Annotated in this window: 12 protein-coding genes; 5 read left to right on the forward strand and 7 right to left on the reverse strand. The window is 41.0% G+C overall.

Annotation, left to right across the window (positions count from 1 at the left end; all coding sequences use genetic code 11):
• Positions 1–136: 136 nt before the first annotated feature.
• Together C0V77_RS07720 and C0V77_RS07725 are read right to left on the reverse strand one after the other, a co-directional pair.
• Positions 137–598, reverse strand: a complete 462-nt coding sequence (locus C0V77_RS07720) for a response regulator (protein ID WP_101725762.1) — start codon at positions 596–598, stop codon at positions 137–139.
• A gap of 136 nt (positions 599–734) precedes the next feature.
• Positions 735–1,844, reverse strand: a complete 1,110-nt coding sequence (locus C0V77_RS07725) for a PAS domain S-box protein (protein ID WP_101725763.1) — start codon at positions 1,842–1,844, stop codon at positions 735–737.
• A 574-nt stretch (positions 1,845–2,418) separates the two neighbouring features.
• Here C0V77_RS07725 and C0V77_RS07730 point away from each other — a divergent pair.
• From C0V77_RS07730 to C0V77_RS07745, 4 genes are all read left to right on the forward strand, one after another.
• Positions 2,419–3,630, forward strand: coding sequence for a GTP-binding protein (locus C0V77_RS07730; RefSeq protein ID WP_101725764.1), 1,212 nt, complete (start codon positions 2,419–2,421; stop codon positions 3,628–3,630).
• Between the two features lie 223 nt (positions 3,631–3,853).
• On the forward strand, positions 3,854–4,699 hold the full coding sequence (locus C0V77_RS07735; protein WP_101725765.1) for a radical SAM protein: 846 nt from the start codon (positions 3,854–3,856) through the stop codon (positions 4,697–4,699).
• 263 nt (positions 4,700–4,962) lie between these two features.
• Positions 4,963–5,892 (forward strand): uroporphyrinogen decarboxylase family protein, encoded by a 930-nt coding sequence (locus C0V77_RS07740; RefSeq protein ID WP_101725766.1) that lies wholly within the window; start codon positions 4,963–4,965, stop codon positions 5,890–5,892.
• The gene (locus tag C0V77_RS07745) at positions 5,889–8,435 is read left to right on the forward strand and encodes a non-ribosomal peptide synthetase (RefSeq protein WP_158237907.1); all 2,547 of its coding nucleotides are present in this window, start codon (positions 5,889–5,891) and stop codon (positions 8,433–8,435) included. Before C0V77_RS07740 ends, C0V77_RS07745 begins: the two co-directional genes overlap by 4 nt.
• Before the next feature lie 31 nt (positions 8,436–8,466).
• On the opposite strand, the gene C0V77_RS07750 is transcribed toward C0V77_RS07745, so the two are convergent.
• From C0V77_RS07750 to C0V77_RS07770, 5 genes are all read right to left on the reverse strand, one after another.
• Positions 8,467–8,982 carry a DinB family protein gene (locus tag C0V77_RS07750; RefSeq protein WP_101725768.1) on the reverse strand — a complete coding sequence of 172 codons (516 nt, stop codon included), beginning with the start codon at positions 8,980–8,982 and terminating at the stop codon, positions 8,467–8,469.
• 201 nt (positions 8,983–9,183) lie between these two features.
• On the reverse strand, positions 9,184–9,879 hold the full coding sequence (locus tag C0V77_RS07755; RefSeq protein WP_101725769.1) for a LytTR family DNA-binding domain-containing protein: 696 nt from the start codon (positions 9,877–9,879) through the stop codon (positions 9,184–9,186).
• A complete protein-coding gene (locus C0V77_RS07760; RefSeq protein ID WP_101725770.1) occupies positions 9,869–10,930 on the reverse strand; it encodes a sensor histidine kinase in 1,062 nt (353 codons plus the stop codon). The genes C0V77_RS07755 and C0V77_RS07760 overlap by 11 nt, the downstream gene beginning before the upstream one ends.
• Positions 10,931–10,934: 4 nt before the next feature.
• The gene (locus C0V77_RS07765; protein ID WP_101725771.1) at positions 10,935–11,717 is read right to left on the reverse strand and encodes an ABC transporter permease; all 783 of its coding nucleotides are present in this window, start codon (positions 11,715–11,717) and stop codon (positions 10,935–10,937) included.
• A gap of 2 nt (positions 11,718–11,719) precedes the next feature.
• A complete protein-coding gene (locus C0V77_RS07770; RefSeq protein WP_101725772.1) occupies positions 11,720–12,625 on the reverse strand; it encodes an ABC transporter ATP-binding protein in 906 nt (301 codons plus the stop codon).
• Positions 12,626–12,846: 221 nt separating this feature from the next.
• On the opposite strand from C0V77_RS07770, the gene C0V77_RS07775 reads away from it, so the two are divergent.
• Positions 12,847–13,542 (forward strand): porin family protein, encoded by a 696-nt coding sequence (locus C0V77_RS07775; RefSeq protein ID WP_158237908.1) that lies wholly within the window; start codon positions 12,847–12,849, stop codon positions 13,540–13,542.
• Positions 13,543–13,592: the final 50 nt, after the last annotated feature.

A 13,592-nucleotide genomic window follows, 5' to 3' on the forward strand; every position in this document is an offset into this window, starting at 1 on the left:
CAAAGCTAGTTTATTCTTTATTTGAAAAAACACAAGAGCAAAAAAATCAACGAAAGATACCACAAACCTGATTTAAGGGTACTGAAAAACGTCAGATCCTATTAATAGTAAAACTATAGAAGAAGCGTTTATAACTTTATACGGATATTTGGTTTGAAAGATACTGGCTGTAGCTTTCAATTATTTTTAGCAGATTGCCCTTGGTGAGCGGTTTATTCACATACAGTCTGACGTCTTTGTTTTGTTCTGCCCGCCGCTTGTCGGCAGGGTCTATTGACGACGTAAGCATAACAATAAAAACACCCTTTCTCAACTTTTCATCAATTGTACAGTAATTTTCCAGAAAGGCCCACCCATCCATAACAGGCATATTGATATCAAGCAAAACCAACCCGGGCAACATTCTGTTTTCAATGCCTTCAAATGCGCCTTTGCCCGTCAGGTAGTCGAGTGCCTCCTGGCCAGACATTACCACCTCAACCGGGTATGGCAGTTCACAGTTTTTTATTAACTTTTGATGCATAAAGTTGATAATCTTGTCATCATCAACCAACAAAACACATCGTTTTTGTTCATTTTTTTCTAAATTGTTCATCATGGCTATAACTTAATAAAGTTTTCAACTTACTATTTCAAACTGAAATAATCACGCTGTTTTATCTTCCGTTTACTTTAAAAAGTCAAAAAAAATTAAGCAGTTTATCTATATCTTTCTTTGGTTGTGTCACTTAATTTCAATTGTCAGCAACAGTTGTTTTCATATCAGTCAGGTCTCTTGTTACCTTAGTAAACCCAATTACTTCATGTTTATCATCATGTATAGCTGTAATAACCACGCTTCCCCAAAACCGTGACCCATCTTTGCGTACGCGCCAGCCTTCATCTTTCACAAACCCTTTATCTATGGCCTGGTTTAATAAAAACTGTGGACGATCCGCCTGCCGGTCTTCGGGGGTGTAAAACGTTGAGAAATGCCTTCCGATAATATCAATGGCTTTATAGCCCTTTATTTTTGCAGCCCCGGTGTTCCAGTTTTCTATCTTTCCATCTCTGTCGAGCAAAATTATGGCATAGTCTTCAATCTCTTCTACCATTTTATTAAACCTTACCATTCTCAGGTCTTTTTCAGGAATGGTTTCATTTACAATTGCCGAAATTTTTTTATCCAGAATGCTCGTTGCTTCCTGAATCATTTCTATCCATTCCTTATCAACTGTCTGGTAACCCTCTTTAATCAGATTCACCAAACCCATAATGGTAGTAAGTGGATGTCTTACCTCGTGCGACTGAATCTGGGCAATTTTAAGCATTGATTTATTCCTTTGCTCAATTTCAGCAATCTTATAATTTAGAATCTTATTGCTCAATTCAAGCTCCATCAGGTTCGTTATCTGTTTGGCCAGTAAAGCCAAAGTCTTTTGCTGGGTTGCATTTAAAGAGTTGGGCTTCAGGTCGTACAAACAGAGAGAACCCACCACCAGATTATTACTTAATATAAGCGGTGCGCCTGCGTAGAATCTCACAAATGGTTCAGAATAAACCAAAGGATTATTATTTAAACGGCTATCATTGGTGGTGTCTTGTACAATCTGCATCTGGCTTGAATCAACAACCAAATTACAGAATGCAGTTTCACGGGGCATTACTTCAGCGTTATAACCAGACCTAACCTTTAGCCAGTTAGACTTCTCATCCAATAAGGATATCATAGAAACGGGAACCTCACATAATTCAGCAACCAAATCAACTATTTCCTGATAATCTTTTCGTTTGTCAAACTCAATTTCTAGCAATTGATGTACGGCTTCAACCCTTCTTTTTTCCAGAAAACTTTTATCAATCATTGTCAAATAAATTGAAATCAGAAACTCAAAATACTTTCAATACATCTGAGCGGATTTTAGACTTTAACAATAAGTTAATTATATGAAGTCACATGATATTTTAAGGATCAAAGCAAAAATTGCACCATATAATAAATATTATGCTATTTTTTTAGAATATCAGCTTAGCTTATTAATTCACTAAATACCCCGATTAAGAACATGATTAATTGCAATTATATAAAATTTTAGAAATACTTACAAACGAATAGCTAAATCAAATTTGGCATTAGAAATTTTATCTTTAGTAGCTCAATGCCCGTGTTAATCTTTAAATTCTCCATAAACCTGCTGCTTTTTTAAAGTAAAAACCTCATTTTAAATATTTAACATACCATTAAATGCACTCTGTTAAACCTCATGGCATTTGAACAGGCAAAGTACACTATCCTTGATTTTTTATAACGCCAGCCCGTTTTAGCAGCATATCTTAAAATGAATTGAGTTAAAATAATCTATCTTTCAAATGCAACATAGTTGCATTTGAAAGATAGATTATTTACATTTGCAACAATATTGCAAAAACAGATTTACGATGAAGAAATTACCCGTTACTGTTTTATCTGGCTTTTTAGGAGCAGGTAAAACTACCCTGCTTAACCATATATTGCACAATAAAGAGGGGCTTAAGGTAGCCGTTATTGTGAACGACATGAGCGAAGTAAACATTGATGCACAACTGGTTGAAAAAGAAAATACGTTGTCGCGAACTGAAGAAAGACTGGTGGAGATGTCGAACGGATGTATTTGTTGCACCCTGCGTGAAGATTTAATGATAGAAGTTGAAAAACTGGCCAAAGAAAAACGTTTTGATTACCTGCTCATAGAATCGACGGGTATTTCAGAGCCGGTTCCGGTAGCGCAGACCTTCAGTTTTGTTGATGAACAGAACGGCATTAATTTGTCTGACTGGGCGTATATTGATTGCATGGTAACAGTAGTTGATGCCTTCAATTTTGGTAAAGATTTCGGGTCGGCCGATACAGTAACCACCAGGAATCTGCATGAAAATGAACCTGACCACCGAACTATTGTAAACCTGCTGACAGACCAGATAGAATTTGCGGATGTAATTATTCTGAACAAGACAGACCTCATTACGCCTTATCAGTTGGGCGAGCTGAAAGCAGTTATACATTCGCTCAATCCGGGGGCGAAAATCATTCAATCGGCTTTCAGCAAAGTCAATCCAGGCGAAATCATCAATACAGGATTGTTTGATTATGACAAAGCGGAGGCATCTGCCGGATGGATTCAGGAGCTTGAAAACCGGAAAAATGGTAAGGAGCACGTACCTGAAACAGAAGAGTACGGTATCAGCAGTTTTGTTTTCAGAGATAAGCGCCCATTCCACCCTGAACGATTCTGGAACTACCTCTCAGACAACTGGCACGCGGGTATTATCCGTTCGAAGGGTTTATTCTGGATTGCATCACGCCCCGACGAAGCTCTTAACTGGAGCCAGGCCGGTGGCTCGCTCCGTGCCGAAAGTGCGGGGGGTTGGTGGGCAAGTATGCCCTTTAAACAGCGGATACGCTACGCATCTTTTGTAAATAACCAGTCTGTAATTGAAAGCCGCTGGGATAAGCGTTTCGGCGACAGACAAAACGAACTGGTTTTTATTGGTCAGGATTTGAACAGAGGCCTGATTGAGGCCGAGCTGGAATTTTGCCTTTGCACTGAAGAAGAAATACAGCAGATGGAAAAGGGTGGCATATTCAAAGACCCATTTCCGTTATTTAACTAATACTGAATTAATTGATGCAACAACCCGGGCCTATGGTTCGGGTTGTTTTTTTTGCCTTTACTGCTTGGTAGTTGCCAATGTAGGCCGTTTATTGTTCATTCAATTGGCAAAATAAAAAAATTTGCTGGTGGCCACTCAATTTCTATTCATTTTGTGTAATATTGCCTATACATTTTGTGTAGCAACAAAGTAAAGGCATAAACAGGTCTTTTTTAAAAAAAACATGAAACCCATTCAGTTTGAATTGTTTGAACCCGCAGATACAAAAGAAAAGCGCAGCAAACTGGGCCATGCGCACATTGCTTATCAGCAGGCATCGTCAATACTTACCGACGGCAAAGGCGCTTTAAAGAGCTTTGATTACACCCTTAACCCTTACTCGGGTTGCTCATTTGCCTGTAGTTACTGCTATGCCGCATTCTTTACGCGGTCGGAAGAAGAACAAAATAATTGGGGATATTGGGTAAGAGTAAAAGAAAATGCGTTGCAGCTACTAATGAAACACAGAAAAGCACCCATGATAAACAAATCAATTTACATGAGCAGCGCCACAGACCCCTATCAACCGCTTGAAAGAGAACTGGAGCTTACCCGAAGCCTGGTGCAGGAGCTTGTAAAGTATCATCAAGTGCGGTTGGTGGTGCAAACCCGCAGCCCCCTGGTAACGCGCGATATAGACCTTTTTAAGCAGTTTGAGGCAATTCAGGTAAATATGAGCATCACAACCGACAGCGAAGAGGTTCGTAAAACCTTTGAGCCGGTGTGTTCGTCAATCAATGCTCGTTTAAAAGCTATCAGAGAGGTGCAAGAGGCAGGCATCAATACCTGCATTTCGTTATCGCCTCTGCTTCCCGTTGAAAACGCAACAACATTTGCGCAAAGGTTACTTGAAACCGGCGCAAAGAAATACTATATCCAGGGATTTCATTTCAGCAAAACCAAATTTGTATCAGGCACAAGAGAAGAAGCGCTTAAACTGATACAGAAAACTGACTGGAGCGACCGCAAATTCAATGAGACACTAGAAACGTTAAGAGCGTACCTGCCCAATCTTAAGCAACTAACATAAACAGGAGCCACCCTACTTTTTTCACAAAAGCAAACGGTGGAGGTTAATTTTTTATTCGATACACAATCAGGCAAAATTATTGCATTACAAAAAAATAAAGTAAAAGCTTAAGATATTATTTTTTTAATCGACCAAAGGCCTGCTTTTATTCAGTTTTACCGCTTTACTTTTCAGTTTTTAATAATCCGTATTATTTCTACTTTTGCAATTAGCCACTTTTATAAACTATTGAGGCCTCTTTAACCTATTCCGAGCCAACTATTATGCAAAGTCTTGTTTCGTTTTGGAAGCATCATCCGGTTGCCGACCAGAAGGCCGAAACGCTGGCGCAAAGCACGCTTGAGTTTCAACAAAAATTTAATTGTGATTTTATAAAAATCACCCCGGCTGGTAGCTGGCAGGCCGTATGCCACGGTGTAGAAGACATCTGGAATGGCGACTACCTGGGCAGGCGCATTATTACCAAAACCATAATTAACAACCCTCAGGACTGGCTCCGGCTTCCTGATTTCACCCAAACAAAACCCCAGTTGCTACAAGAAATAGCAGGTGCCTGCCGCCTGGTTTACAAAAAAACCACCATTGGCACACCAATTGTTTCTACGGTTTTCTGTCCGGTTTCACAGGCCGTACAAATGGCCGGGCTGCCAGTCCTTCTGCAGCATGTAGCAACAAACCCGGATGTGGTACAGGCAGGTCTGGAAAGAATTACCCAAAACACGCTCTATGTAATTAATGAGCTGATTGCTGCGGGTTCTAAAGGAATTTATTTTGTTACCCAGCACATGCGCAATGGCGCTTTGCCGCCAGAAATCTATAAACTATTCGGTGAGCTTTATGATACCCAATGCCTCAATGCCTGTAAAGACCTTCAGTTCAGTTTTTTTCATATTCATGGCGAAGATGTCTACTTTTCACTGAGCAATACACCCGCCAATTGTTACATTCATTACGAATACAGTACCCAGACCCGCATTGATGAAACATGGAAGCAACCATTAGCAAACCGCTTACTATGTGGGCTACCTGCATCAGAAATGGCACTATGCCAGACAGAAAGCGAAATGCTGCAACTCATTAATGAAAAAAGTACTGGCGATATAGTTACCTGCGGCTGCGTATTGCCGCTTGATTTCGCCGATGATAGCATCCGGCAATGGATGGCCGTTGCCAAAACAATAAAAAGTTTATGAGCTTAGATTTCCAGGGCCCGGTTGATGTACAGTTCAGGAAATTTGAACAAACCTGGCTAGACTTACCTGTTTTCAGAATCTTTGAAGAAGTTGTGAGAAGGAATCCTGAAAAAATAGCGCTTCAATCAGATGCTGCGCAGTTTAGCTATCAGGAAACCTACACGTTGGTTTGCACACTTGCAGGGGTTATCAACGCCCAAAGCACCCAAAAAGAGCCCATTGGCATAGCCTTGCCTAATGATGTATTTTTTCCGGTGGCCATGCTGGCCGCCCTGGCAGCGGGTTGTGGGTATGTACCACTGGATATAGACCTGCCTGAAGCCCGCAACCGTCTGATTATAGAACAATCAGGGGTACAATCTGTCATTACCTTAGCTGAACTGGCAGACTCTTATCGGGCATTCCATCCAATCTGTATTGATGCGCTTACAGCAAAAACCGAAGAAACGTTTGTATGCACGGCCCATGCAGAAGACCTTGCATATATTATTTACACTTCCGGTTCTACGGGTGTGCCCAAAGGGGTGTATCAGAACCAGCGGAATATGCTGCATGATGTAATGCAATATACCAACTCTGTGCATCTGAACGAAAACGACCGCCTGACGCTGCTATATTCGCCAAGTGTAAACGGAGCGATCAGAGACATTTACGGTGCTTTACTGAACGGTGCCACCCTGATTATCAAAAATCTAAAAAAAGGTGGCTTGTATGATTTGAGCCGGTTTATCCAAGAGGAAGGCATTACTGTTTACCACTCCATCCCCAATATTTTCAGAACCTTTCTGAAACTGAATCCGGTAAAGGATGATCTTTTCTCGGTTCGGCTGATTTATCTGGCAGGAGACCGTATTTATCATGCCGATGTAGCATTGTACAAGTCATTTTTTGCTGATGACTGCCTGCTTTACGTAGGCATTGGCGCTACCGAAATTGCTACCATTTACAGGCAGTGGTTTATTAATCATCAGACGGTTATCGGTCAGGAACTTATACCACTTGGGTATCCTGTTGAGGACAGAAAAATGCTTTTGGTTAGTGAAGACAATACGCCCGTGCCGGATGGAGAACCCGGAGAAATAACCGTTAGCAGCCCTTACATATCGTTGGGATACTGGAAAAATGCTGAACAAACCAGAATATCATTCAGTACAGACCCCTCCCATCCGGAAATAAGAACTTACAGAACCGGAGACCTGGGAAGAATTAATCAGGACGGATTGCTTGAATTTATTGGTCGCAAGGATAACCAGGTTAAAATAAACGGATACCGAGTTGAATTGAGCGAAATTGAAGGGGCATTAATGAAACACCCCTCCATTGACCGTTGCGGTGTGATAGTACACACCCAAAGCCACCATAACGCGCTGTTTGCTTTTTTTATCAGCAAAACAGTGCTGGCCGAACCGACACTGAAAGACTGGTTGGCAGAGCAATTACCCGCATATATGATTCCTCAAAGGTGTATTCAGGTTAATGATCTACCCACATTGCATAATTTTAAAAACGACAGCAAAGGTCTAAAAGCATTGGCTGAAAAATATGCAACACAAGCTAGTGAAACGGATGCCTCCGGCACCAATAAAGATTTTCTGTACCAAACGCTTAAACAAACCTGGTGTAAATTTCTGGACAAAAAATCGTTCGATAACGATGTTTCGTGGAAGAATGCAGGTGGTGATTCGGTAAATGCCGTTAACTTTCTGGTGCAGTTAGAGTCTGATTTAAATACTAACCTACCCACCGACTGGATTCATGGAGCTATGACACCCGGCGAGATTTATGGTATTTTAAAGGCGATGGATATTCAGATAAAAGACAAATCTGTTTATCGTATTTATGTTTTTCCGGCGGTTATCGGAATAACGGAAAGCACGAGGGTATTCCTGAATAATTTGTCTGAACACGTAAGCATCAATATCATAAGTTATCCTGATTTTTCATTGTTATCTGCCAGAGACAGAAACTGGGACTACGCCATTAAGAAAATATTTGAGCAGATGCCTGACTACAACCAACCTAACGTGGGATATCTGGGTATTTGTACGGGGGGCTTGATAATGAATAAAATCATTTCCACCCGTCCACTGCAAAACCATCTTTACCTGGGAGTCGTGGAAGGCTTACCAAAAATGAATACGGTTTTCCCGAAAGACAGTTTCTTTAGAAGAACAAAAGATTTTCTGGAAAGGGGCGATTTTATGCAGTATGGTTTAAGAATGGTGTATGTTCGCTCAGCACTGGCAAGAAAACTGATTTATGGGCTTGAAGCGCGCCTGAATATCAAAATCTTTATTCCATCGCTTTTATGGTATCATTATTACCAACTGGAGGCAAGCCCGATAGATGCGCCTTTATGGTATTATGGCTGCAATGGCTCTTACTACGACCCAAGTGGCTCGCCCTGGAAACCCTATTTTAGTGAAATACATACCATTAGCCTGACTGGTGGCCATTTAGATATGCTGGATGAACATAATGCCCCCGTCGTTATCAAACATCTGGTAGAAACCGTTTTTAAAACCAACCTGAAAATTGAGTAAGCGCATTGAAGACCCCATTCTACCTTCCTGGCTACAAGGTTTCGTAACGTTCTTTTATAACATTCAGATGCCAGCGCTGGTGCCCGACCATAATAAACCCAATGGCCAGCACAGAGTATGTACCTCTGAATGATAACCCTGATCGGAGCAGCATCTCGTCGGTAAATGATTTGAAAAGCATAATAGAAGTTTCTCTCACCAACTTAAACTCGGTTAGCAGGTCATCAAGGCTACGCTCATTGGCGACCGTATTTCTTGCATATTCTTCTTCGTCAAAAGACGGCATCCGGGCGGTCTCCCCCCGTGCAAAGCATAAGGCGCGGCAGGCAAAAATTCTTTCGGTATCTATCATGTGTTGCAGAATATCTCTGATAGTCCATTTGCCCGGCGCATATACCTTGTCGCCAATGCTTTTCCATAAGTCTATGGGAAGATTATCGAGTTCATCCCGGCTGGTCTCCAGGGCTTCGTTCAATTCCACATCATCAGCCAGATGAATGTATCTGTCAAAAAACTCGGGCATTGGGTAAATTTCAGCTTTTGTCATTTTTTGTATGTGATTGATTCCTTTAAAATACTATGATAGCTTTTGGGTATAATCAGAAAAACAATTTTTGTAGCAGCCATAAAACCTTTATTTCAGCAGCAAAATTATGCCAAAGAATTGAAATGAAACAGACAAGTAGCTGACATTTTGAGCCATAAAGAAAAATGCCATTTTAGAAACCCATAGTTTACTAACATTAACCTACTTTATAGACTGATGAATAAGCTCATAAAAACCCTGACGATAACTATCCGAAATCGGAATAAGGGTGTTTTGTATCCTGATTCGGTCTTTTTCTATTGAATCTATTTTGTCAATAGCAACCATATAAGACTTATGCACGCGACAGACAATGGTAGGCGGTATGTCCTGTTCAAAATCAGTAAAAGTCTGTAAGGTCATAATCTTTCTGATTTTGGTATGAATCTGCCTGTAATCGCCTTTACCTTCTATAAACAATAGCTCATCGAACATAATTTTTTCAAGTCTGTATTCAGTTTTAACAAAGATAAACTTTATGGGTTGAGGCAGCTCCTGCTTTGTAAAATATTCCTGCACACGTTCAACGGCCTGCACAAAGCGCTCAAAAGAAAAAGGTTTCAACAGGTAGTCAGACACTTTCAGATCGAAGCCCTTAATGGCGTATTCATGGTAGGCAGTGGTCAAAATTATGCGGCTTTTTAGATTAGCGGTTTCCAGTAGACGTATCCCCGAAAAATCGCCCAGATTAATATCCAGAAACAAGAGGTCAACCGATTGCGATTTCAGAAAAACCAGTGCATCAAGGGCATTGTCAAACATACCCGACAAATGCAAAAATGGCAGTTTCTGAACATAATTTTGCAACCGCTCTGCGGCCAGAGGCTCGTCTTCAACTATTATACAGCTAATCTTCATGTATACTCAATTCCAATTTTACAGAATAAATATCGGTGGTTTTATTAATTGCCAGGGTATGCCTGCCGGGATACAGCAATTCCAGCCTTTTACTGATTAACTCATTACCCAAGCCCCCGTACTCCTGCTTCAGCCCGGAAGCTGAGTACCTGTTTTCGCAATCAAAAATCAGTTGCTTTTCATTTACCTCAATTCTGATTCTGATTACATTTTCATTTTTCTTATTGTCGGCATGTTTAAATGCATTTTCAATAAAAGGCAGCAGAATCATCGGCGATATTTCAACCTGGTCTGCCCTACCCACAAAGCTGAAACTAACATAATTCGGATTAGCAGTTCTTATCCTCTGCAAGTCTATATACTGCCCAATGTTAATCAGCTCTCTGCTCAGCAAAATCCTTTCGGTCTTGGTTTCGTAAAGCATAAAGCGCATAATGCCCGACAGCTTATTGAGGTATAATGAGGCCTGCCCGGCATTTTTGGTTATGAGTACGTCTATATTATTAAGGGTATTGAACAAAAAATGCGGACTTATCTGAGACTTTATCAGGGCAAGCTCCATCTCAAAGTGCTTGCGTGTCAGTTCTTCTTTCCATTTCAGTTCGGCATACCACCTGATAAACCCTCTGGTCAGCAGCCCCATTCCGCCGTTGAGTATCGCAATTATTGTAATCACGGTTAGTATCGTAACTATTGCCACGTAGTTTTCGCTAAAAACCCCGGGTCCTATTTTATAAGTGTGCAAAACAGACATAACCCCAGCACTAAAAAAGCTGATACCAATGGCCGCCAGAATACCCGTTACAAAGAGAAGCAGGATATTCCGGCGTATCAGAAATTTATTAAACAACAGGTAATAAAAGACATAAAAACCCAAAATAGCAGGCAATATGGTAAAAGATGCCATAAAAACTTTAAAAGAGAAATTGGTAAAAAGTGTTATGGTTTTCATTTTTGCGCCCACCTGCAAGCACAAAACAATGATAAACAACAGGAAAAGATACAGTATCCAATAGCCTGCGTGTAAAGCCAATACCACCATTTTTTTCATTGGCTCAGCCTTTTTCTTTTTTTGAAATATACAGTAAATATCCCAACAAAGTAAACCCAATAAAATATCCTGTTGCCCAGTAATGAAAATTTACCTGTGGAGGCCTGGGGCTGCCCTGGTTACCGCCCGAAAACAGGTAATATTGCGTGTAAGTATATGGTATGGTATAACCGTATTTCCATTGCAGACCAATTAAGGCTGTCAGCAATAGACCTATACCCACACTAAAAGGCACCAGAAAATTTTTAAACTGCAAACTTACAAGATACTGAATGGCCACAATAGGCAGGCAGTCAAGAAAATAAAATGAGGTGTGCTTAAGCATGGTAAGCCATGGGAAGTCATGCTTGAAAAAATCGGTATTGCCACGAACTAAAGAAGGAATAAGCGCCGACAGATAAATACCAATATTGAAGAGCACAAAAAACTGCAAGAGCATTACAATTATAACTGCAAACTTGCTGAAGAAAACGGTTGTGTAGCTCTGCGGAGTGGTGTGTAGTTGTTTCCAGGTATTGTTTCTGAACTCCAGCTGGGTTATCAAGCTTGTAGAAAGAATAACACCCATGGGCAGCAAAAATATGGCCATAAACTGCCAGCTGCGTATTTGCAGCACATCCCAGAAAACCGGCGTTTTGGCCTCTGCCAGAAAATCTGCAGGATAAAACAACCCTCTGCACGTAAAAATGAGCGGAATAAAGAATGCCCCCACAAATACCAGCCAAAACGCCAGCGTACCTTTCTTTTTGAGCCATTCGCTCTGAAAACTATGTATAAATATTTGCATTATCAGTTACTGGTTAGGTTCATAAAAATACTTTCAAGGTCATTGGCATAGGTCTGTATACCATAAACCTCTATGCTGTGTTCAACCAATGCCCGGTTGATTTGCGCAATACCCGGTTTTGCCAGGTTATCTACCTCAAGGCGGTCTTTTACAATACGGGCGGCCATGTTGCGCTCTTGTAGCAATTGCAAAGCGCCCGTGTTATTGTCGGTATCAAAATAAATGACGGATGCCTGTTGCTGGCGTTTCATGAGGTCGGCCAGTGAGCTTTCAAACAGCATTTTGCCTTTATGAATAATACCTACATCTGTTACCAGTTTTTCAATTTCTGCCAGCAAGTGGCTTGAAATAATAATGGTAATACCTTCATTCTGGTTCAGTGTGCGCAAAAGCTCACGCATTTCAACAATACCGCTGGGGTCCAGGCCATTGGTGGGTTCGTCGAGAATCAATAAAGACGGGCTGTGCAACAAGGCAACGGCAATGCCCAGCCGTTGTTTCATACCCAACGAGAACTGACCGGCTTTCTTACTGCCGGTATGCCCCAGCCCTACCAGTTGCAGCACTTCGGGAATACGGCTTTCAGGCGACTGATACACCCGCTGCCATACCTTCAGGTTTTCAGTAGCACTAAGATGCCCGTACAAAGACGGACTCTCAATGAGCGAACCCAGCCTGGCCAGTATATCCAGCCGGTTGGCTTCAAAGGGTTTTCCGAAAATTTCAATTTCTCCCTTCTGTTTTTTCAACAGCCCGAGAATGAGCCTGAGGGTTGTGGTCTTTCCGGCTCCGTTTGGCCCCAGAAAACCATAGATACTACCCTCTTTTACGCTCAGGCTGATATCGTTCAGCACATATTCGCGATTGGCAAACTGATGCGACACATTAGATACTTGAATAGTGGTCATAATAGCTTCTTTTGTTTACTCAAAATTAAGATTACAGATTTCAGGATGAAACAATTTTAGGTCAACAGGCAATAATCATCTGTTAAAAGGCGTAATCATAAGGTATAATTCAATGTATAGGTTTAATCCTGAAAATTGCGTTAACTTTGATGAATTACCTGATACCTTCTGAACGCAATTTCAGGCTTCACTTTCTGCATAACTCACTTTCACAATTATTTATGAAAAAGCAAAAAATTCTTTTACTAATCAGCCTGTTTTTACTGGCAGGTTTCAGTTACTCATTTGATGCCCGGGCGCAGAAAAAACTCAGTTACGGTGTCAAAGCAGGGCTTAACCTTTCAACATCTACTTTTACACCTTATGCTTATAGTGAGAATAATCCAAAGGCCGGGTTTCAGGCAGGTATAACCGGCGAATACCAACTTCAAGGAGGCATTTATGTTCAGTCTGAGTTGATGTTTACCACCAAAGGTGTGGTTTACAAAGGGGAAGAGATATGGATTGGGTCTGCAAACCCGCCCACAACCCAATATAAAAACACAATTGACCAGCTCTACGTACAAGTGCCGATAAAGCTGGCTTATAAATTAAGCCTGAAACCTGGCATGCGCTTGTTTGTTAATGGCGGCTACTATGCTGCTTACGGAGCTGGCGGAAACGATAAACTGAAAAGCCAATATATAGGAATTGACAAACCCGAGGAGACGCAAACCCGTAAAACTTTTGAGTATTCAGTCATCAATAGATTTGATCATGGCATAAGCACCGGATTCGGTATCGAATACTGGGATTGGACTGTTGGAGTAAATTACGAATCAGGATTAAGAAACCTGCAATATAAGTATATGGCAGGCCCGGATATACATAGCTATAAGAACCGTAATGTATCTTTTACGATTGGGTATCAATTATAGGAAATGTTAAATTTTATTAATTTCTTAAATACCTTACAACCATTTTGCAA

This window comes from Emticicia sp. TH156 (genome assembly GCF_002855535.1).
Classification (GTDB): domain Bacteria; phylum Bacteroidota; class Bacteroidia; order Cytophagales; family Spirosomataceae; genus Emticicia; species Emticicia fluvialis.